The sequence below is a fragment of the Halobacillus massiliensis genome, from assembly GCF_900166625.1.
Classification (GTDB): Bacteria; Bacillota; Bacilli; order Bacillales; family Halobacillaceae; genus Halobacillus_A; species Halobacillus_A massiliensis.
Genome location: NZ_LT800499.1, coordinates 4,206,995 through 4,229,135 on the forward strand (window position 1 = coordinate 4,206,995; position 22,141 = coordinate 4,229,135).

The following is a 22,141-nucleotide window of genomic DNA, read 5'->3' on the forward strand; positions in this document are numbered from 1 at the left end:
AGCTTTGGACAAGATCATATTTATTGTTCTTCGAAACTTAACTCTTCTGATTCGTTGGTTTGATCTTCTTCGATATCACGCATTTCGATTTCTTCATCCGAGCTGTTTAAAATCTTAACGTCCATACCCAGACTTTGAAGTTCTTTGATAAGAACTTTAAAGGATTCCGGTACCCCAGGTTCTGGGACGTTATCTCCTTTAACAATCGCCTCATATGTTTTCACACGTCCGACGACATCATCGGATTTAACGGTCAAGATTTCCTGCAGAGTATATGCGGCACCATAAGCTTCTAATGCCCATACCTCCATCTCACCGAAACGCTGTCCGCCAAACTGAGCTTTACCGCCCAGCGGCTGCTGGGTTACGAGTGAGTAAGGACCTGTTGAACGTGCGTGCAGCTTGTCATCAACCATGTGTGCAAGCTTAATCATATACATCACACCAACAGAAACTCTGTTATCAAAAGGTTCCCCTGTGCGTCCATCATAAAGGATGGTCTTCGCATCGCGGGCCATGCCTGCTTCTTCAAGTGTTGACCAAACATCTTCCTCACGGGCTCCATCAAATACCGGTGTGGCGACACGAATTCCAAGCTGTCGGGCAGCCATTCCTAAGTGAAGCTCAAGCACCTGCCCGATGTTCATACGGGATGGTACACCTAATGGGTTAAGCATAATGTCAACTGGTGTCCCATCTGGAAGGTAAGGCATGTCTTCTTCTGGAAGAATCTTCGAGATAACACCTTTGTTTCCGTGACGTCCGGCCATTTTATCCCCTTCAGAGATTTTACGCTTCTGAACGATATAAGCGCGGATCAGCTGGTTCACTCCAGGAGGAAGCTCATCCCCGTCTTCACGGTTAAAGATTTTCACATCCAGGACGATACCGCCTGCTCCGTGCGGTACACGAAGGGAAGTATCTCTTACTTCTCGGGCTTTTTCACCGAAGATCGCGTGAAGCAGTCTTTCTTCTGCTGAAAGTTCCGTCACACCCTTAGGCGTTACTTTACCTACGAGCAGATCTCCATCACTTACTTCAGCACCTACACGAATAATTCCGCGCTCATCAAGGTCTCTCAGTGCATCTTCCCCAACGTTAGGGATATCTCGTGTAATTTCTTCAGGTCCAAGCTTTGTATCACGAGCTTCAGATTCGTACTCTTCAATATGAATGGAAGTATAAACATCATCTTTTACAAGGCGCTCACTCATAATGATCGCATCCTCGTAGTTATAACCATCCCATGTCATAAACGCCACGAGAGGGTTCTGTCCAAGAGCCAGCTCACCCATGTCCATGGATGGACCATCAGCTAAAATTTCACCTTTAGTTACACGGTCGCCTTTAGCAACGATCGGACGCTGGTTATAACAGCTTCCCTGGTTAGAACGAATGAATTTCTGCAAGCGATAACGATCAAGGTCGCCTTCTACTTCTCTTCCATCTACTTCAGAGACGCGGCGAACGTGTACTTCTTTCGCTTCTACACGTTCAACAATTCCTTCATGGCGGCAGATGACGGCTGCACCTGAATCTTTACCAGAAACATATTCCATGCCTGTTCCGACAAGCGGAGCATCAGGTTTAAGAAGAGGCACTGCCTGTCTTTGCATGTTCGCACCCATCAGGGAACGGTTGGAGTCATCATTCTCAAGGAAAGGAATACACGCTGTCGCCGCAGATACTACCTGCTTCGGAGAAACGTCCATGTAATCGAGACGGTCGCGTCCAACTAATGTGTTTTCACCACGGAAACGGGCAATAACTTCATCATCTGTAAAGGATCCATCTTCTTCAAGACGGGCGTTCGCCTGTGCTACTACATAGTTATCCTCTTCATCGGCTGTAAGGTAATCGATTTGAGCAGTAACTTTTCCTGTTTCCGGGTCTACCCGGCGGTATGGAGTTTCAATAAATCCAAACTCATTAACCTTTGCGTAGGAAGAAAGGGAGTTGATCAAACCGATGTTTGGTCCTTCCGGTGTCTCAATCGGACACATACGGCCGTAGTGGGAATAGTGTACGTCACGAACTTCAAATCCTGCACGTTCACGTGTTAAACCACCGGGTCCAAGCGCAGACAAACGACGCTTATGCGTTAACTCAGCCAGAGGGTTTGTCTGATCCATGAACTGAGACAGCTGAGAGCTTCCAAAGAACTCTTTAATCGACGCTATGACCGGCCGGATGTTAATCAGCTGCTGCGGGGTAATGGACGAAGTGTCCTGAATCGACATACGTTCACGCACCACACGCTCCATACGGGACAGCCCGATACGGAATTGGTTTTGCAGCAATTCACCTACAGAACGAAGTCGACGATTTCCTAAGTGGTCGATATCATCTGTTCCTCCAACATTATGAAGAAGGTTAAAGAAATAACTGATAGAAGATAGAATATCCGCAGGAGCGATATGCTTCACATCGCGGTCAATGTTGGCATTTCCAATAACGTTAATGGAACGCTCTCCCTCCGGATCCGTAGGGTCTACTATTTTCACAGATTGTACGCGGATCGGCTCATCCATCACCCCATCTACAGGGTCAAGTGCTCGTTCTGCAATCGCCTTTTCCTGGTTATCAAAATGCGGAATTAATTTATCTAAAAGGCGGCGGTCGATTTTCGCGCCTTTTTCGGCAAGAACTTCACCTGTTTCTTCATCAACAACCGTTTCAGCCAGCGTCTGGTTGAACAGACGGTCTTTAATGTGAAGTTTTTTATTCATTTTATAACGGCCAACGCGTGCCAGGTCATAACGCTTTGGATCGAAGAAACGGGAAACGAGTAAGCTTTTCGCATTTTCTACAGTCGGCGGCTCACCAGGACGCAAGCGCTCGTAGATTTCAAGCAGTGCTTTCTCGCTGTTTTCCGTATTATCTTTTTCCAGCGTATTCGTCAGGTACTCATTTTCACCGATTAAATCGATGATTTCCTGGTCTGTTCCGAAACCTAATGCGCGAAGCAGTACAGTAATCGGCAATTTACGGGTACGGTCGATTCGAACATGTACTACATCTTTCGCATCTGTTTCGAATTCAAGCCAAGCCCCGCGGTTAGGGATGACGGTTGCGGTATAGCCCCGTTTTCCGTTTTTATCAATCTTTTTATTGAAATAGACGCTTGGTGAACGAACAAGCTGGGATACGATAACACGCTCGGCACCATTAATGACAAAGGTACCTGTGTCTGTCATCAGCGGGAAATCTCCCATAAAAACTTCTTGCTCTTTCACTTCGCCTGTTTCATTATTAAGAAGACGAACCTTTACACGAAGTGGTGCATTATAAGTTACGTCTCTATCTTTTGACTCATCGACTGGATACTTTGGCTCGCCTAAGCTGTAGTCAATAAACTCCAGTGATAAATTACCTGTGAAATCTTCAATTGGAGAAATGTCTTTAAACATTTCCTTCAAACCTTCTTCTAAGAACCAATTGTAAGAAGCCGTTTGAATTTCAATTAAATTGGGTAATTCTAATACCTCACTGATTCGTGCATAACTTCTGCGTTGGCGGTGTCGTCCATACTGAACTAGTTGACCTGTCAACTGATTCACCCCTTCAAACAAGCATTTTTATAACAAAAAAGGGTTCGGCAAAGGCATGCCGAACAGGCTTGCGGTTGATCTTGCCACAAGCACTATAGTTAAACATTCACCGTTTTGGCGAATGGTGTTTCTTCATTTCTCTCTAACGTTAGACAAAAAAGAAAAAGGGTTTTCACTCATAAACCTCATTTCACTTTCCATTGATAATCTACCATTCTATCCCGTTTTCAAAGATTTATACTAAAAATTTGAAAAAGGCCTTGACATGACATCAGGCATGTTGGCATTTTACAATAATACCATATTAAAAAAGGAGCGTCAAACCTTTTCAGCTCTTAAAATATAGTATCCTTTGTTCTTTGTCACTATTTCTACTTCCCCAAATAGTTCTTCTAATTTATCTTTGGCAGACGGCGCTCCCTGTTTCTTCTGAATAACTACCCAAAGCTCACCATTTGTCTGCAAAGCTTCCCAGGCCTCTTCAAACATGGCATGAACCACTTTTTTACCGGCACGAATAGGGGGATTCGTTAATATAGATGCAAATGCTTCACCCTCCAGGTTGGAAAAACGGTCACTTTCTTTGATCGTTACATTTTCAATCCCGTTTTGGCGGGCATTCTTTTTCGCTAACTCTAAAGCTCTTTCATTGACATCCACCATAACAATCTGGCGATCACGGCGTTCCCTTGCCAGCGATAAACCAATTGGTCCGTAGCCGCAGCCCAGATCCAGGATAGGACCTTCTACGTCGTTAAAGGTAAAAGCTTCAATCAGAACACGCGATCCAAAGTCTACTTCACTTTTTGAGAAAACAGCATGGTCTGTTGTAAAGTCTAGCTTGTTTTCCCTTAGTGTAAAAGACCATGTTCTTTCATCGCTTTCTGCCTCTGTTCTCTTCGAATAATAATGTTCAGACACTTAGAACACCTTCTTAAAAAAAATAAGAAAAAGAAAGCTCGCCGATAATTCAGCGAGCTTTTCTCTCTTTATCACAAAAAATTACTTAACTTCTACAGAAGCTCCAGCTTCTTCCAGCTTAGCTTTAACTTCTTCAGCTTCTTCTTTAGCTACGCCTTCTTTGATTGCGCCAGGAGCCTTATCAACTAGATCTTTAGCATCTTTAAGACCAAGACCAGTAATTTCGCGAACCGCTTTAACTACTTTAATCTTAGAGCTTCCAGCAGATTGTAGGACTACATCAAATTCAGTTTGCTCTTCAGCAGCTTCGCCGCCTGCAGCAGCACCGCCAGCCGCAACTGGAGCTGCAGCAGTTACACCAAATTCTTCTTCAATAGCTTTAACTAGATCGTTAAGCTCAAGAACTGTCATTTCTTTAATCGCTTCGATAATTTGTTCGTTAGACATGAGAAATTTCCTCCTTAGAAAATATAATAATTTTATTTAACCGAAAACGGGATTTACGCGCCTTCTTCTTCTTTTTGCTCGGCAATCGCTTTTGTAACATAAGCGAAGTTGCGAACAGGGGCTTGAATTACGCTTAGGAACATAGATACAAGACCTTCGTAGTTTGGAAGAGTCGCAAGTTCCTTGATTTGCTCAAGAGTTGCAACTTTCCCTTCGATCACTCCGCCTTTAAGCTCAAGGTTGTCGTGATCTTTTGCAAAGTTGTTAAGAACTTTTGCCGGGGATACAGCATCGTCTTCACTGAATGCCAACGCAGTAGGTCCTACAAGAACCTCGTCAAGATCAGTTAGACCAGTCTCCGCAGTCGCACGGCGAGTCATTGTGTTTTTGTACACTTTGAAATCAACGCCTGCTTCACGAAGCTGAGCACGCAGTTCTGTAACTTCTGCTACATCAAGACCGCGGTAATCTACAAGTACAGCAGACTTACTATTACGGAATTTGTCAGCAATTTCAGTTACTACCTGTTGCTTTTGCTCAATAATTTTGCTCATCGTTCCACCTCCTAATGACTTTTCATCATACCGATTCGTGTTTTAGAAATAAAAAGTACCTCCGTGAAGACACGGAGGTACGTATGACAGAACAGGTCGGTTAAAAGCTGTCCTGTTTATTCACACACCTCGGCAGGAAATTAAGCACCGTGTGCACCTGCTGTCTTCGGTATAACGTATTCAATTTATACAACGTTTCTAATTATAAGAGTTTAGAAACGGAAAGTCAACAACTAAATTACTTCACGTAGTTGGCAACGTCAACTTTGATTCCAGGGCCCATTGTAGAAGAAACTGCAGCATTACGTACGTAAGTGCCTTTAGCCGCTTGAGGCTTCGCTTTTACTAACGTTTCTGTCAGCGCTTCGAAGTTCTCTACAAGTTTTTCCTGGTCAAATGAAGCTTTACCGATTGGAACGTGAATATTAGCAGCTTTATCAACGCGGTATTCTACTTTACCTGCTTTGATTTCATTTACTGCTTTTTCAACTTCAAAAGTAACCGTGCCTGTTTTAGGGTTTGGCATAAGGCCTTTTGGTCCAAGCACACGGCCCAGTTTACCAACTTCAGCCATCATGTCAGGTGTTGCTACAACTACGTCAAAATCGAACCAGCCTTGATTAATTTTATTAATAAGGTCCTGCTCTCCTACGTAGTCAGCACCAGCAGCTTCTGCTTCTTTCGCTTTATCACCTTTAGCGAAAACAAGAACGCTCTGAGTTTTACCTGTACCATGTGGAAGCACCATTGCTCCACGGATTTGCTGGTCAGCTTTCTTAGGGTCAACACCCAGACGGAAAGCCGCTTCTACTGTTTCATCAAAGCCAGCCTTTGCTGTTTCTTTCACAAGGCTGATTGCTTCGTTTACTTCATAAGCTTTCGTACGATCAACAAGTTTATTAAGCTCTTGTTGCTTTTTGCTTTTTTTAGCCATTTTTAATTTCCTCCTCTTGTGGTTTTAACGGATTTACCTCCCACGATTAAAGGTTGCGAATCAAGGATCGCTCCTGACTCGCAACCTTCAACTCCATTCTAGAGCGACGCTGTGGGATTAGTCTTCGATAGTAATTCCCATGCTGCGTGCAGTACCTTCAACCATACGCATTGCAGCTTCAACGTCAGCAGCATTCAAGTCAGGCATTTTAGTTTCAGCGATTTCTTTAACTTTATCGCGTTTAACTGTCGCTACCTTGTTACGGTTCGGTTCGCCTGAACCTGATTCGATTCCTGCCGCTTTCTTCAAAAGAACAGCAGCTGGCGGAGTTTTTGTAACAAATGTAAAAGAACGATCTTCAAAAACTGAGATCTCAACCGGAATAATCATTCCTGCTTGATCTTGTGTTTTAGCGTTAAATTCTTTACAGAAGCCCATGATATTAATACCCGCTTGTCCTAGTGCCGGTCCTACCGGTGGAGCTGGGTTAGCTTTACCTGCTGGAATCTGTAGCTTTACAACTTTAATTACTTTTTTAGCCACGAGACACACCTCCTTAAAGTCCGTGATGTGGTAATAGGGTTTTCCCCTCCCACTCATCGCATTTATGCATCAAGCCTCTTCACTTTTCGAGGCACATAAAGAACATAAGAATTTTAGCATCTATTTTCACATAATGCAAGGGGAAAGGGGAAACTTTATAATTTTTCAATCTGTGAAAAATCTAATTCAACAGGTGTTTCACGTCCGAACATGTTAACGTGCACCTTCACCTTCTGCTTATCTGCATCGATATTTTCAATCGAACCTGTGAAGTTAGCAAACGGACCGTCTGTCACTTTCACACTCTCTTTAATTTCGAAGTCTACCTGTGCAGCCGAACGCTCTGCCATACCCATACGCTTAAGTACTGTATCCACTTCTTCCGGCAGGAGAGGGATAGGTTTTGAGCCGGAGCCTGTAGATCCTACGAAACCAGTAACCCCCGGAGTATTCCGAACGACATACCAGGAATCATCCGTCATTACCATCTCTGCAATAACGTAACCCGGGAACACCTTTTTCTTATTCACTTTACGCTTGCCGTTCTTTATTTCCGTTTCTTCGTCCTCTGGTACAAGAACGCGGAAGATTTTATCTTCCATACCCATAGACTCTACGCGTTTCTCTAAGTTGGCCTTCACTTTGTTTTCATAACCTGAATACGTGTGGACCACATACCATCTTTTTTCCATTTAGTACAGGACAAGCGGCTTGTCCTTCCCTCCCTTATCTTTCGTAATTTTTTCCAACATGAAAAAACCCGTTAAACGGGTTTTTAAACGGTGCTTTTACCTAGTATATCACAAAAGCAGCTTTTCTATTATCTCGTTATCTCGGAATAAGTTCAAGCAGCTGCGAAATTCCAAGATCGACAACGGCGAAAAACACAGCAACGAACACAACAGTACCCAATACTGTAATCGTATATTTGTAAAGCTCCCGGCCGCTCGGCCAGCTCACTTTACGCATTTCACGAGCTACATTCTTAAAAAATTTAAACATGTCAAACAACCCCCAAACTTGCGCCCGCCGGCTTCATCCTCTATTTCGTTTCACGGTGCAGCGTGTGTTCTCCACACGATTTGCAAAACTTGCGAACTTCTAATCGTTCTGACTGATTCGAGCGGTTTATATGAGTGCTATAATTGCGGCTTAAACATTGAGTGCATGCTAGTATAATTTTCTTTCTCATCGACAGTCCCCTCGTTCGTAGAGGTTTCATTCACTCCCAATAATGTAGCACGCTTACAGTAGAGTGTCAATTCCTTGCAGATCATGTCGTTTCACTAAACTCTATATATCTCTCAAGCTTTCGTTTTACCCGTTGAAGCGCATTATCAATAGATTTGACATGACGATTTAACTCTACAGAAATTTCCTGATAACTCTTACCATCAAGGTAAAGCGACAGAACCTTCTGCTCCAGTTCACTAAGGAGTTCAGAAATTTTTTCTTCAATATCTCCAAATCGCTCTTTATTAACCATCAGCTCCTGAGGATCAATAGCTTTGGAACCTGCGATTACATCCAATAACGTACGGTCTGCTTCCTCATCAAAAATTGGCTTGTCCAGTGAAACGTAGGAATTTAGTGGAATATGCTTCTGGCGGGTAGCGGTTTTAATAGCGGTAATGATTTGACGAGTAACACATAATTCAGCAAAAGCTTTAAACGATGAGAGCTTGTCTCCCTGATAATCTCTAATGGCTTTATATAAACCGATCATGCCTTCCTGAACGATATCCTCCCGATCTGCCCCAATTAGAAAGTACGTTCTTGCTTTGGCGCGCACGAAATTCTTATACTTATCAATTAAAAAGTCCAAGGCCTGAACCTGACCAAGGTTGATCCGTAAGATAATTTCTTCATCATCAAGCTTACTGAAATCGACCTTATCGATGCCTATCTGTGTTTGTCCGCTGCTCACTTAAGGATCCCTCCGACGTTACCTAAATATAGAAATATTATACAGTAAGCGTTTCAAAAGCGTCAACATGGCTTTCTTATTTACGCCCCCTCCGCCACTGTTCAAAAATCTCTCTTATCTCTTTATTTATCGGAATTTTAGGCTGATTTTGGACCGATTTATGCAATTCTACATCTTTTTTTATTTCAAGCTGAATATTCTTTACTTCAATATATAATTCTCTCGCCGATTTTCGAAAGGCGCCCCGGGCAAAGATCGTCCGTTGTTCTGCGTAATCTGAAGTAGCGACATACACCTGGGTCCGGACATCATTCAGCTCACCGGAGAGCTTCTCAATTCGCTCATCCGCTGTTTCGTTCTCTTTCGTAAAAATCACTTCGATTTTAAAATTTTTCTGCTTACTGTCTAGACCTCTTACGTGGTAGGCATCAAACACTACAATGACCCGGTCTCCCTTATATGCCTGGTATTCTGCGAGCATCTCAATGAGCAGATCCCTCGCCTGGGCGAGATCTTTGTCTTTCAATTTCTGCAGCTCCGGCCACGCACCAATCATGTTATAGCCATCGACAATGAGTACATTCATGTTCTATTCCCCTAAAGGATGACGTTTGCGATAGATTTCGTACATCAAAAGAGAGGCCGCTACTGAAGCATTCAGCGAGGACACTTTTCCGGCCATAGGAAGTTTAACGGTCCAGTCACATTTTTCTCTCGTTAAACGGCTCATCCCTTTACCTTCATTTCCAATAACGAGCGCCACAGGAATTTTCCCATCAAGCTGACGATAGTCTTCCTTTGCGTCTGCTTCGGTTCCGATAATCCAGACGAACCGCTCTTTCAGCTCATCAATTGTACGTGAAAGGTTTGTCACACGAGCAACCGGAACGTGTTCAATGGCACCTACCGAGGTTTTGGCTACGGTTGAAGTCAGACCAACAGCACGACGCTTTGGAATAATCACGCCATGGGCACCGCTTGCATCAGCAGACCGTAAAATAGAGCCTAAATTATGAGGGTCTTCAATTTCATCTAAGATCAGGAAAAACGGAGGCTCTCCTTTTTCTTCAGCCCGTGCAAAAAGATCCTCAATATCGCTGTATTCATAAGCCGCTACAGCTGCAACCACACCCTGGTGATTCCCATCAGCCAACTGGTCAAGCTTCTTCTTAGGTGCTCTCTGCACAAGCACCCCGTTCTCTTTAGCCGCCTGCTCGATTTTACGAGCTGCTTGGGGCTGGAGCTGTTCAGATATAAAGACCTTGTTAATTGAACGGCCTGATTTAATGGCTTCCATTACACTGTTTTTTCCTAGAATCCACTCTTCCCTCATTGCTGTACTCTCCTTTTTTCAACATGTTGTATCGCACTTGTGATCAGCTCTTCCAGACGATCTTCATGACCGGACAGGTAGTGATAGCCTAGAACAGCTTCAAAAGCCGTGGAATAGCGGTATGTCTGGACGTCCGTATTTTTTGGGACACTGCCGGATTTAGCATTGCGCCCGCGGCGCAGTACACTTTCCTCTTCCTCAGTCAGCAGGCTCTCCTCCTGCCAGGCCTGTACCACTTGAGCCTGGGATTTAGCCGAAACAAATCGAACGGCTGCTTTGTGCAGCTGATTCGGCTTAACTTCCCCCTTTTTTAACAGGTAACGGCGGACATGCAATTCATACACACTATCTCCCATATAGGCTAAAGCCAAGCTTTTCATATGTTTTACTTCCACAGCATTACCCTCGTTTCCAGCGTGTGCCCTGAGATGTATCTTCAAGGATGATATGGCGGGCCTTTAATTCATCTCGGATCTCATCAGCACGGGCAAAATTACGGTCCTTGCGTGCCTGCTTTCTTTCTTCAATTAACGCATCAATTTCTTCATCCAGCAGTTCTGCTTCCTGAGAGATTTCCAGACCCAGGACATTTATGAGCTCTTCAAGCGTACGAGCAAATACCTGGAGGACATCTGTATGAGTCTGGTCAGCCTGCAGGTAAAGATTAATCGACTTCGTCAGATCAAATAAGACAGAAATAGCATTTGCCGTATTAAAATCATCATCCATTTCTTTTATAAAGCGCTGCTTATGCTGGTCGATCTCGTTCAACCATTTTTCATTATCATTTGTAAGGCTTACACTGGAGTTCATACGATACTTAAGGTTCTCATAAGCGTTCTTTATGCGGTCAAAACTGCTTTTGGCTCCCTCCAGCAGTTCATCACTGAAATTGATAGGATGACGATACTGCACACTTAGCATAAAGAAGCGGATAACCTGCGGATCATGCTTTTTCACAAGGTCATGAGCCAACACGAAGTTGCCGAGTGATTTCGACATTTTTTCGTTATCAATATTAATATAACCATTATGCATCCAGTATCTCGCGAAGGAAGAACCATTGTTTGCTTCAGACTGGGCAATTTCGTTTTCATGGTGAGGGAACGTTAAATCCTGTCCGCCGGCATGGATATCAATCGTATCTCCAAGATACTTCTTCGCCATTGCGGAGCATTCAATATGCCACCCCGGACGCCCTTTGCCCCATGGGCTTTCCCAGGCGATCTCGCCGTCTTTAGCTTCCTTCCAGAGTGTGAAGTCAAGCGGGTCTTCCTTTTTCTCTCCGACTTCAATTCTGGCACCGGTGCGTAATTCATCGATTGACTGATGGGACAGTTTGCCGTAACCATCAAACGATCGTGTCCGGAAATAAACATCTCCCTCTGAAGCGTAAGCATGACCTTTGTCAATCAGTCCTTGAATGAAGGAAATGATTTCCTCCATATTCTCTGTAACGCGCGGATGATGAACAGCTTCCTGCACTCCGAGCGCTCCAACATCCTCTTTATATGCCTGAATAAAGCGGTTGGCGATCTGAGGAACCTCTTCGCCTAATTCATTCGCCGCTTTAATTAATTTGTCATCTACATCAGTAAAATTGAGTACATATTTAACTTCATACCCTCTATATTCAAAATAACGCCTTACCGTATCAAAAACGATCGCTGGACGTGCATTCCCTATATGGATATAGTTATAAACCGTCGGACCGCACACATACATTTTTACTTTCCCCTCTTCAATTGGGGTAAAGGTTTCTTTGGAGCGGGATAAGGTGTTATAAATTTTAATGCTCATTTTGCTTCACTCCTTCTCGTTGTTCCACCTGCAAGCATAGCTGCTTAATTTCTTCCTGCATCTCATTTAACCGATCATAAATCGGATCCGGGAGTTTGTGGTGCTCAAGATCACGCGACCTTACTTTTTTCCCATCCTGAACTACGACGTGGCCCGGGATTCCGACAACTGTCGAATTATCCGGAACATCTTTTAAAACGACAGAACCGGCGCCCACCTTTGAGTTCTCTCCAATCGTAATTGAACCGAGAACTTTTGCTCCTGTGGCAACTAGAGCATTATCCTTTAAAGTCGGGTGCCGCTTTCCTTTTTCCTTACCAGTTCCACCTAGAGTGACGCCTTGAAATAATGTGACATTATCTCCAATCTCACACGTCTCCCCAATAACTACACCCATTCCATGGTCGATGAAAAAGCGGCGGCCGATCTTAGCTCCAGGATGGATTTCAATCCCTGTGAAGAAGCGGCTGATTTGAGAGATCAAACGGGCGAGAAAAAAGAACTTTCGTTTATAAAAGCTGTGGGCAATCCGATGAGCCCAGGTGGCATGGAGACCCGAATACGTCAGAATCACCTCAATATAAGAACGAGCGGCTGGATCCTGATCAAATACGACATCGACATCTTCTTTGAACAACTTAAACAATCCCATGATTGATCCTCCCTTTCTTCTTTTACGGTACAAAAAAAGCGCCTCCGTGCCATTTAGGCACAGAGACGCTTTGCTGGTCAGCGCGGTTCCACTCTGTTTGGGAAAATAAATTTCCCCGCTTATCCTGATAACGGCAGGTACCGCTTTTAGCTTACTCGTTCTTTCAGCCAAAGACTCAGAGGTGCATTTCTGGATCTTCCCTTAAATCACTCTCAGCCATGGTGATTTTCTCTGGATAAGGGAGTAACATCCTTACTTCTCCTCTTCAACGCTTCGTATATTGGTATCTCTACTATATGATAAAAGTACCCAATTGTGAACAGTTTAGCTTTGAATCTGCTCCAAAGAATGATTTAATCGGTATTTGACAGTTTCTTCCCCAAGCAGACGAATCGCATTTGGCAGCTCAGGACCGTGAGTCTGACCTGTTGTCGCTACCCGAATCGGCATAAACAGCTTTTTGCCTTTATGTCCGGTTTCTTTCTGGACGGCTTTCACTTGCTTCTTAATGTTCTCCGGCGTCCATTCTTCAAGCTCATCCAGCTTGTCCTTAAATACACTTAAAACTTCAGGCACCTGTTCACCGTTTAGAACTTCCATAGCTGCCTCACCGTATTCGATTTGTTTCTTAAAGAACAGGTCAGTCAGCTCTACAATTTCCGCTCCATAGCTTAACTGCTCGTGATAAAGAGAGATAAGCTCATGTGTCCATTCACGGCCTTCCTCACTCATATCTTCAAATACACGTCCACCCTGTATTAAGTGAGGAAGTGTAAGATCTACAACTTCTTCAAGAGAAGCAGCTTTAATATACTGGTTATTCATCCACTTCAGCTTCGCGGCATCAAAAATCGCTGGTGACGTAGACAAACGATCCGCATCAAAAATATCAATCAGCTGATCCTGTGTAAAGATTTCTTCTTCACCAACAGGAGACCATCCAAGCAGTGTGATGAAGTTAAAGAGGGCCTCTGGAAGATAGCCAAGATTTTTATACTGCTCAATAAATTGCAGAATATGCTCATCGCGCTTACTGAGCTTCTTACGATTTTCATTTAGAATCAGTGTCATATGACCGAATACAGGAGCTTCCCATCCAAACGCCTCATAAACCATCATCTGCTTTGGAGTGTTGGAAATATGCTCTTCCCCTCGAAGCACGTGACTGATTTTCATTAAATGGTCATCAACCGCTACCGCAAAATTATAAGTCGGTGTGCCGTTTTTCTTCACGATCACCCAGTCACCAAAGTCACCGGCTTCAAACGTAATATCGCCTCGTACTAAGTCATTAAAGGTATACGTGTGACCTTCGGGAACACGAAGGCGGATGCTCGGCTGGCGCCCTTCTTCTTCAAACTGGCGGATCTGTTCTTCTGTTAAATCACGATGAGCCCCAGAATACTTAGGTGCTTCTCCGCGGGCCATTTGTGCTTCACGCTCAGCTTCCAGTTCCTCTTCTGTTACGTAGCATTTGTACGCAAGACCGCGCTCCAAAAGTTCTTCCACATATTTACTGTAAATATCTAAACGTTCCATTTGGCGATACGGGCCGTATTCACCGCCAACATCAGCACCTTCGTCCCACTCAAGGCCGAGCCACTTCAAATATTCCAGCTGGCTTTGTTCGCCGCCCTCTACGTTACGCTTCGCATCGGTATCTTCCACGCGAATAATAAATTTTCCGCCTGCATTTCTGGCAAACAGGTAGTTGAATAAAGCCGTACGGGCATTTCCGATATGAAGATTCCCCGTCGGACTCGGTGCATAACGCACTCTTACTTCATTACTCATAGTAAAACTCCTTTTCGTTCTCTTTTAACTTTCTCTAGTTTATCATTAATAAGTTACGATTGTTGACTATTTTGCAAAAGCACTACAGCCTGAGCGGCTACTCCTTCTTTACGGCCGGTGAACCCGAGTTTCTCGGTCGTCGTTGCTTTTACATTAATCCGCTGACTGTCACTGTTAAGCAAATTAGCAATATTGCTGCGAATTTCTTCAATATATGGGGCCATTTTAGGGGCCTGGGCGATCACAGTGCAATCCAAGTTTCCTAATTCATAGCCTTGCTCGTTTACAAGTTTCCATACATGCTGCAGAAGTTTACCCGAATCAGCATTTTTAAACGCTTCTTCTGTATCTGGAAAATGCTTGCCGATGTCGCCTTCTCCAATTGCTCCAAGACAGGCATCCGCAATCGTGTGCAGCAGCACATCGGCATCCGAGTGGCCAAGCAGTCCTTTTTCATAAGGGATCTCAATCCCTCCAATAATACACGGGCGTCCCTCTGTTAACTGGTGTACATCAAAACCCTGTCCTATACGAAACATAGCCATATCGCCGTCCTTTTCTTTATTTTGATCTGTCAAAAAAGATCTCGCTTTCGACAAATCCTCAGGCGTCGTTAATTTAATGTTATCATAACTGCCTTCGACAATTGCGACAGGCTTGTCCAGACGCTCCACTAATGAAGCATCATCCGTTCCATAAAAATCTTCTTTCCGTGCCTGCTTGTGGGCATCTTTGATAACCGACAGGCGAAAGGCCTGAGGAGTCTGTGCTGCCCAAAGCTTCTTCCTGTCAAGGGTCGTCAGCTTATCATCCTTCTGTTTAATGGTATCTGTAACAGGTACTGCCAGCAGTCCTGCTCCGTCTTCCTTGACCACCTCTGCTAATTTATGAAGGTTGCTTCTTTTAATAAAAGGACGTGCACCATCATGAATAAAAACAAGAGAATCTTCCCTCTCTTCATTAAGAGCTTCAAGACCGGCATACACACTGTCCTGCCTCTCTTCTCCTCCGTTAACAAGCTGTATCGGCTTTTTAATCGGATAGTCATTCAGCACCTGCTGCATTTGAGCATATTCTCTTTCATTAGTCACAAGAATGATTTTCTCACACCACGGATCCTGCGAGAAAGCAATCAATGTATGTATAATCAATGGCTGATCATTAATCATAAGGAACTGCTTATTCTTTCCGGCCAGCATCCTTTTACCCTGTCCAGCCGCTAATACAATTGCTGAATAATTAATCATGGCTACCATCCTAAATGTATTTGAAACAACAAAAGCGATAACACACTGTTATCACTTTTGTTAATCTCTATTTGTTATACCGTTTTTATAAAGCTTTTTCAAGTGATTTCGGCTTCGCAAAGATCATCCGGCCTGCTGATGTCTGAAGCACACTCGTTACAATTACTTCAATCGTTTTTCCAATATATTCTTTACCTTCTTCTACGACAATCATCGTTCCATCATCAAGGTAACCGATTCCCTGTTTCTGCTCTTTCCCGTCTTTAATGACCTGGATGGACATTTCTTCTCCAGGCAAAACAACCGGCTTAACAGCATTGGCAAGGTCGTTAATATTCAGTACCTGGACATTTTGAAACTCGCATACTTTATTTAAATTAAAGTCATTCGTTACAACAATACCGTCCATTACTTTAGCCAGCTTTACAAGCTTGCTGTCTACTTCCTGAATCTCTTCAAAATCCCCTTCGTAAATTTCCACATTAACAGGAAGATCTTTTTGAAGACGATTTAAAATATCAAGTCCGCGGCGTCCCCGGTTCCTCTTGAGTCCATCAGAAGAATCGGCAATATGCTGCAGTTCTTCCAATACGAATTGAGGGATGACCACCGTTCCTTCTAAGAAGTGGGTTTCACAAATATCGGCAATACGGCCATCAATAATTACGCTCGTATCAAGTATTTTCTCTTTTGGAATTAAGGCTGGATCCACCTGCACACTTTTTGATGACTCATCCTCTGAAGACTTCTTATCCTTTTTACTAGCAAGAGTTAAAAGAGATAAAAACTCATCTTTTCGCTTAAACCCTACTTGAAAACCTAAATAACCTAATAAAATCGTAATAAAAATAGGCAGAACCTGACTGACAACTTTAATTTCGAGATCCTGAAGAATGTTGTTAATTAAATAAGCAATGATTAAACCGACAATGAGACCAATGCTTCCAAACAGCAAATCAGCCACAGGGGCTCGTACCAGTGTATCCTCTACCCACCTCAGGAAATCGACAATATAGTCAACTATCCAGAAAGTTAATAAAAATAAAATAAGTGCTCCTAAGACCGCCCCGGCAACAGATTGAATCCAGCTCTGCCACGTAATATCCATTAAAGAAAACAGTTCGGGAATATATAGGTAGCCGATCGTACCGCCAGTAATGATAATAAACAATTGAACAATTCGTTTAAGCACTTGCTCACCTCCTTAAATACATTATGACCAACCATACTAGCTAATAATCGTTTAGAATTGAAATCTTGAATATAAACTAGCATAAATTACAATATTTTTCAATTAAAAGGTAAATATTGTATCATACAAATTACCTACTAGTCAAATGATCATAAATGCCGATCGACAAATAACTGCTCCTGTATCCGCTCTAAACCTTCACAGATTTTCTTGGCTCTTACTTCTCCCACCCCGTCGACTTCAACTAGTTCTTTCACAGTAGCTGCCATTACTTCATGAAGCACTCCGAACCTTTGGACTAAATGTTCGATAATAATCGGGGGCAGTCGAGGGATTTTGTGCATAACCCGGTAGCCCCGTGGATAGATCGGATCTGAAAGCTTTTCATGAACAGAATACCCTAACAGTTTCAGCACCTGCTCATCAGACATCAACTCTGTCCCGGCAGATTCCTGCATTTTATTTAACAGGTAGGAAGGCTCGTAATCGCCCCTTTTGCTGTAATCTTTAATGAGCAGTGACGCTTCCTCTTCAATGTTAGAAACAAGCTCAGTCAGCTGTAGCTGAATCAGACGTCCTTCTGTTCCGAGTTCATTGACATAGTTTAAAATCTCATTTTTAATACGCAGCACCATCTCGATTCGGTGAACGACTTGAATAACTTCTGAGAAGGATACCATGTTCTCAAATTCCATCGCCCCTAAATTTGTAATGCTTTGATCTAAGACAATCTTATACTTTTCAAGCGTTTGAATGGCCTGGTTCGCTTTCGTGAGAATGACACCAATATCTTTAAGGGAGTAGCGGACCCCTCCCTTGTAAAGAGTAATGACATTCCGTCTTTGTGAAATGGCAATTACAAGGTGGCCTGTCTGCTTGGCAACTCTTTCTGCCGTCCTGTGCCGCATCCCCGTTTCTGTTGAAAGAATATCCGGGTCGGGCATTAGCTGAGCATTTGCATATAATATTTGCTCACCTGCATCACTTAAAATGATCGCTCCGTCCATTTTTGCAAGCTCATAAAGGTGGGCCGGAGTAAAGGCTGATTGAATATGAAATCCTCCGTCCACCAGCTCCTGCACTTCTTTTCCATAGCCCATTACGATAAGGCCGCCCGTTTTAGCACGTAAGACATTATCGATTCCTTCGCGAATGGGCATACCGGGAGCTACGAATTTAAGCATATCTCCGATGTCGCCTGTCCTGTCGTATGCTTCCATTTATCGATCCCCCAATGTGATTTGCATGGCTTCCTGAACCGTGTTCACACCAATGACTTCAATGTCCGAAGGTGGTGTCCAGCCATCAAAATTTTTCTGTGGAATTATAACACGCTTAAAACCAAGTTTAGCTGCTTCCTGTACGCGCTGCTCAATACGAGAAACACGGCGTATTTCCCCCGTAAGGCCAACCTCCCCTATCACTACATCGTTAGGGTTTGATGGCTGCTCTCGAAAGCTTGAAGCAATACTAATGGCGACAGCCAAGTCAACGGCTGGTTCATCGAGTTTTACACCGCCTGCCACTTTTAAATAGGCATCCTGGTTTTGAAGCAGCAGACCCACTCTTTTTTCAAGAACGGCCATCAGAAGCGGCACACGGTTATGGTCAAGTCCTGTGGCCATCCGCCTCGGGTTTCCAAATGCTGTGGGCGAAATCAGGGCCTGGATTTCAACAAGCACAGGTCTTGTACCTTCCATTGATGCCACAATAATCGATCCCGCCGCTCCCTGGGACCTTTCTTCAAGAAAAATCTCCGAAGGGTTCAGCACCTCTTCTAATCCCTTTTCTTTCATTTCAAAAATCCCCATCTCATGAGTGCTTCCAAAACGATTTTTTACACTTCTTAAGATACGGAAGGTATGATGCCTTTCTCCTTCAAAATATAAAACGGCATCCACCATATGTTCAAGCAGACGGGGACCGGCAATCGCCCCTTCTTTCGTTACATGGCCGACGATAAAAATCGGAATACCTTTGCTTTTGGCTACTCTCATTAAATGACTCGTACACTCACGAACCTGGGAAACGCTTCCAGGAGCAGAAGTGACATCTTCTTTAAAAATAGTCTGGATGGAATCAATGATGACAAACTTAGGATTAATAACATCAATCTGTGTGAGTACATCTTGAAGATTGGTTTCAGACAACACATAAAGCTCATCCGACTCCACTCCAAGCCGCTCAGCACGGAGCTTTGTCTGACGTGTCGATTCTTCTCCTGATATATATAAAACCGGTAACTGTTTATTGGCAATCTGTGCTGAAACCTGAAGGAGCAAAGTTGACTTCCCAATACCCGGATCACCACCGATTAAAACAAGCGATCCCGGGACGATTCCTCCTCCCAGCACTCGATTTAATTCCGGCATATCGGTTCTTATTCGAGGTTCTTTTTCTGACTTGATCTGTGTTATTTTCTCGGGTTTTGAGGACCCTGAGGAACTGGTCTGGAACACGTGCCGAGATTGACTGCCCGTTATTGCTGCTTCTTCCACTAAAGTGTTCCATTGCTGGCATCCCGGACATTTGCCCATCCATTTAGGAGTCTCATATCCACATTCCTGACAGACAAATTTTGTTTTTCGCTTCGCCAAAGGCGCTCTCTCCCTCTTCCTTATTACTAACGATATGGCTTGTGAAAAAGTTTCATAATCCTATCAAATTATTTTAAAAATCCATATTTCTAGCATATCGAAAACATAAAAAAATCGGAAGGCATACACCTTCCGACCTTAAATTTTTCATAAATTATTCATAATCTCTTCTTTATTTTGCTTCTTGATGAGTATGAACCACAAATTCATTCTTATCATCTAAGTCAATTCCGACTTTTTGCCCTTTGTGGATATTTTCTTTCAGCAGCTCTTCAGAAAGCAGATCTTCGACGTTTTTCTGAATTGAACGGCGCAGCGGACGTGCTCCGTATTCAGGGTCAAAGCCTTCTTTCGCGATATGCTCAATCGCTTTTTCACTGAGCGTAAAGTCAATATCCTGATCAAGCAGGCGTTTTCTCAGTTGTTCGGCCATTAGTGTAACGATATCTTTCATATGGCGACGCTCCAGAGAATGGAACACGATGGTTTCATCAATACGGTTTAAGAACTCTGGGCGGAACGCTTTTTTAAGCTCATCAGTAACTTTAGACTTCATGTCTTTGTAATCCTGATCTTCATCTCCCATAGAGAAGCCGAGGTATTTATTACGTTTAAGCTCACTGGCTCCTACGTTGGAAGTCATAATCAGTACCGTATTTCTAAAGTCAACGACACGGCCTTTTGAATCCGTTAAGCGTCCATCCTCCAGCACTTGCAGAAGAATGTTAAAGACTTCAGGGTGAGCTTTTTCAATTTCATCGAGAAGAATAACAGAATAAGGTTTGTTTCGTACTTTTTCTGTCAGCTGTCCGCCTTCATCATATCCTACATAACCTGGAGGTGAACCTACTAGACGGGACGTGCTGTGTTTCTCCATGTACTCAGACATGTCGATTCTAATCATTGCATCTTCTTCTCCGAACATGCTCTCTGCTAAGGCACGAGCAAGCTCTGTTTTACCTACACCAGTCGGTCCAAGGAAAATAAAGGAACCAATCGGTCGTTTCGGGTCTTTAAGACCGGCACGTGCACGGCGAATCGCTTTAGAGATTGCCTTCACGGCTTCTTCCTGACCGATGACGCGGTTATGAAGTGTATCTTCCAACTGAAGCAGACGTTCACTTTCATCTTTTGTCATCTTGGAAACAGGAACACCAGTCCAAGTAGATACAATAGAAGCAATATCTTCTACTGTTACTTCAGAATCTTCCTGACCCTGCTTCTCTTTCCATTCATCTTTTGTCTGATCGAGTTCATCGCGTAAACGCTGTTCACTATCTCTTAGGGAAGCTGCTTTTTCAAATTCCTGACTCTGGACAGCTGCATCTTTTTCTTTGCGAACTTCTTCGAGCTTCTGCTCCAGCTCTTTTAAGTTTGGCGGAGCTGTATAAGAACGCAGACGAACTTTGGATGCTGCTTCATCAATTAAGTCAATCGCTTTATCTGGAAGGAAGCGGTCTGAAATATAACGGTCAGAAAAACGAACAGCAGACTCAATAGAATCATCTGTAATCGTCACTCTATGGTGCGCTTCATAACGGTCGCGAAGACCTTTAAGAATCTGTACAGACTCATCTAAAGAAGGCTCTTCCACTTTAATCGGCTGGAAGCGGCGTTCCAGTGCGGCGTCTTTTTCAATATATTTTTTATATTCATCAAGTGTTGTAGCACCGATACATTGAAGTTCACCGCGAGCAAGGGAAGGTTTAAGAATATTGGAAGCATCGATGGCACCTTCTGCTCCTCCCGCTCCAATCAAGGTATGAAGCTCGTCAATGAATAAGATGATATTGCCAGCTTGACGAATTTCCTCCATTACCTTTTTCAGACGATCTTCAAATTCACCACGGTATTTCGTGCCGGCAACAACGGTACCCATATCCAGAGTCATTACACGTTTGTCACGCAGGATTTCAGGAACTTCATTGTTCATAATTTGCTGAGCAAGCCCTTCAGCAATCGCTGTTTTACCTACACCAGGCTCACCGACGAGAACCGGGTTATTTTTCGTGCGTCGGCTTAGTACTTGAATAACGCGTTCAATCTCTTTACTTCTGCCGATAACCGGATCGATATTGCCTTCTTTCGCAATAGCCGTCAAGTCACGGGCCAGGGAATCAAGAGTAGGCGTATTAGCGTTCGCCGCTTGAGAGCCTCCGCCCCCGCCTCTGCTTCTTCCGCCGCCAGTGGATTCATTATTACCCAGCAGCTGGAGAACCTGCTGACGTGCTTTATTCAAGCTGACACCGAGGTTGTTTAACACTCGGGCAGCTACACCTTCTCCTTCACGGATTAAGCCTAGAAGAATGTGTTCTGTACCTACATATGAATGACCAAGTTTTCTGGCTTCATCCATAGAAAGCTCAATTACTTTTTTAGCTCTTGGCGTATAGTGAATCGTCTGTGACACTTTTTCACCTTTACCGATTAAGTTCTCAACTTCTTCCTGAATCTTGGTCGCTTCTAATCCTAAAGCCGTTAAAGCTTTAGCTGCAATACCTTCACCTTCACTGACAAGGCCCAGAAGGATATGTTCCGTACCAATATTGTTATGACCTAATCGCACTGCTTCTTCTTGCGCTAATGCTAGTACTTTTTGTGCTCTTTCAGTAAATCGCCCAAACATCATGGACATTACCTCCTAACTAT

Annotated in this window: 21 protein-coding genes and 2 other annotated features; all 21 genes read right to left on the reverse strand. The window is 43.6% G+C overall.

Going from position 1 to position 22,141, the window contains the following annotated elements; translation table 11 throughout:
* Positions 1-20: 20 nt before the first annotated feature.
* The gene (gene rpoB, locus B7E06_RS20995; protein ID WP_082235779.1) at positions 21-3,551 is read right to left on the reverse strand and encodes a DNA-directed RNA polymerase subunit beta; all 3,531 of its coding nucleotides are present in this window, start codon (positions 3,549-3,551) and stop codon (positions 21-23) included.
* A 318-nt stretch (positions 3,552-3,869) separates the two neighbouring features.
* A complete protein-coding gene (locus B7E06_RS21000) occupies positions 3,870-4,472 on the reverse strand; it encodes a class I SAM-dependent methyltransferase (RefSeq protein ID WP_082235780.1) in 603 nt (200 codons plus the stop codon).
* Positions 4,473-4,553: 81 nt separating this feature from the next.
* Positions 4,554-4,919 carry a 50S ribosomal protein L7/L12 gene (gene rplL, locus B7E06_RS21005; protein WP_082235781.1) on the reverse strand — a complete coding sequence of 122 codons (366 nt, stop codon included), beginning with the start codon at positions 4,917-4,919 and terminating at the stop codon, positions 4,554-4,556.
* Between the two features lie 53 nt (positions 4,920-4,972).
* Complete coding sequence (rplJ, locus tag B7E06_RS21010) at positions 4,973-5,473, reverse strand: 50S ribosomal protein L10 (RefSeq protein ID WP_082235782.1); 501 nt, start codon at positions 5,471-5,473, stop codon at positions 4,973-4,975.
* Positions 5,474-5,513: 40 nt separating this feature from the next.
* Positions 5,514-5,661: a sequence feature (ribosomal protein L10 leader region), on the reverse strand.
* Between the two features lie 50 nt (positions 5,662-5,711).
* The gene (gene rplA / locus B7E06_RS21015; protein WP_082235783.1) at positions 5,712-6,407 is read right to left on the reverse strand and encodes a 50S ribosomal protein L1; all 696 of its coding nucleotides are present in this window, start codon (positions 6,405-6,407) and stop codon (positions 5,712-5,714) included.
* Positions 6,408-6,524: 117 nt separating this feature from the next.
* Positions 6,525-6,950, reverse strand: a complete 426-nt coding sequence (gene rplK, locus B7E06_RS21020; RefSeq protein WP_143414535.1) for a 50S ribosomal protein L11 — start codon at positions 6,948-6,950, stop codon at positions 6,525-6,527.
* Between the two features lie 155 nt (positions 6,951-7,105).
* A complete protein-coding gene (gene nusG, locus B7E06_RS21025) occupies positions 7,106-7,642 on the reverse strand; it encodes a transcription termination/antitermination protein NusG (RefSeq protein WP_082235784.1) in 537 nt (178 codons plus the stop codon).
* A 136-nt stretch (positions 7,643-7,778) separates the two neighbouring features.
* Complete coding sequence (secE, locus tag B7E06_RS21030) at positions 7,779-7,952, reverse strand: preprotein translocase subunit SecE (RefSeq protein ID WP_082235785.1); 174 nt, start codon at positions 7,950-7,952, stop codon at positions 7,779-7,781.
* 40 nt (positions 7,953-7,992) lie between these two features.
* Positions 7,993-8,142: a 50S ribosomal protein L33 gene (gene rpmG, locus B7E06_RS21035; RefSeq protein ID WP_082235786.1), complete on the reverse strand. Its 150-nt coding sequence runs from the start codon at positions 8,140-8,142 to the stop codon at positions 7,993-7,995.
* A gap of 81 nt (positions 8,143-8,223) precedes the next feature.
* The gene (gene sigH / locus B7E06_RS21040) at positions 8,224-8,877 is read right to left on the reverse strand and encodes an RNA polymerase sporulation sigma factor SigH (protein WP_082235787.1); all 654 of its coding nucleotides are present in this window, start codon (positions 8,875-8,877) and stop codon (positions 8,224-8,226) included.
* A gap of 76 nt (positions 8,878-8,953) precedes the next feature.
* On the reverse strand, positions 8,954-9,463 hold the full coding sequence (locus B7E06_RS21045) for an NYN domain-containing protein (protein ID WP_082235788.1): 510 nt from the start codon (positions 9,461-9,463) through the stop codon (positions 8,954-8,956).
* Between the two features lie 3 nt (positions 9,464-9,466).
* Positions 9,467-10,210 (reverse strand): 23S rRNA (guanosine(2251)-2'-O)-methyltransferase RlmB, encoded by a 744-nt coding sequence (rlmB, locus tag B7E06_RS21050; protein ID WP_082235789.1) that lies wholly within the window; start codon positions 10,208-10,210, stop codon positions 9,467-9,469.
* Positions 10,207-10,590, reverse strand: a complete 384-nt coding sequence (locus B7E06_RS21055) for a Mini-ribonuclease 3 (protein ID WP_082235790.1) — start codon at positions 10,588-10,590, stop codon at positions 10,207-10,209. Before B7E06_RS21055 ends, rlmB begins: the two co-directional genes overlap by 4 nt.
* A 19-nt stretch (positions 10,591-10,609) precedes the next feature.
* On the reverse strand, positions 10,610-12,010 hold the full coding sequence (cysS, locus tag B7E06_RS21060) for a cysteine--tRNA ligase (protein WP_082235791.1): 1,401 nt from the start codon (positions 12,008-12,010) through the stop codon (positions 10,610-10,612).
* Positions 12,000-12,656: a serine O-acetyltransferase gene (gene cysE, locus B7E06_RS21065; protein WP_082236095.1), complete on the reverse strand. Its 657-nt coding sequence runs from the start codon at positions 12,654-12,656 to the stop codon at positions 12,000-12,002. The genes cysS and cysE overlap by 11 nt, the downstream gene beginning before the upstream one ends.
* A gap of 64 nt (positions 12,657-12,720) precedes the next feature.
* Positions 12,721-12,940: a binding site (T-box leader), on the reverse strand.
* A gap of 46 nt (positions 12,941-12,986) precedes the next feature.
* On the reverse strand, positions 12,987-14,456 hold the full coding sequence (gene gltX, locus B7E06_RS21070; RefSeq protein ID WP_082235792.1) for a glutamate--tRNA ligase: 1,470 nt from the start codon (positions 14,454-14,456) through the stop codon (positions 12,987-12,989).
* Positions 14,457-14,509: 53 nt separating this feature from the next.
* Positions 14,510-15,712 (reverse strand): bifunctional 2-C-methyl-D-erythritol 4-phosphate cytidylyltransferase/2-C-methyl-D-erythritol 2,4-cyclodiphosphate synthase, encoded by a 1,203-nt coding sequence (locus B7E06_RS21075; protein ID WP_342743652.1) that lies wholly within the window; start codon positions 15,710-15,712, stop codon positions 14,510-14,512.
* 76 nt (positions 15,713-15,788) lie between these two features.
* Positions 15,789-16,895: a PIN/TRAM domain-containing protein gene (locus B7E06_RS21080; RefSeq protein WP_082235794.1), complete on the reverse strand. Its 1,107-nt coding sequence runs from the start codon at positions 16,893-16,895 to the stop codon at positions 15,789-15,791.
* A 149-nt stretch (positions 16,896-17,044) separates the two neighbouring features.
* Positions 17,045-18,115: a DNA integrity scanning diadenylate cyclase DisA gene (gene disA / locus B7E06_RS21085; protein WP_082235795.1), complete on the reverse strand. Its 1,071-nt coding sequence runs from the start codon at positions 18,113-18,115 to the stop codon at positions 17,045-17,047.
* Complete coding sequence (gene radA / locus B7E06_RS21090) at positions 18,116-19,492, reverse strand: DNA repair protein RadA (protein ID WP_082235796.1); 1,377 nt, start codon at positions 19,490-19,492, stop codon at positions 18,116-18,118.
* Between the two features lie 172 nt (positions 19,493-19,664).
* Positions 19,665-22,121, reverse strand: a complete 2,457-nt coding sequence (gene clpC / locus B7E06_RS21095; protein WP_082235797.1) for an ATP-dependent protease ATP-binding subunit ClpC — start codon at positions 22,119-22,121, stop codon at positions 19,665-19,667.
* Between the last annotated feature and the right edge of the window lie 20 nt (positions 22,122-22,141).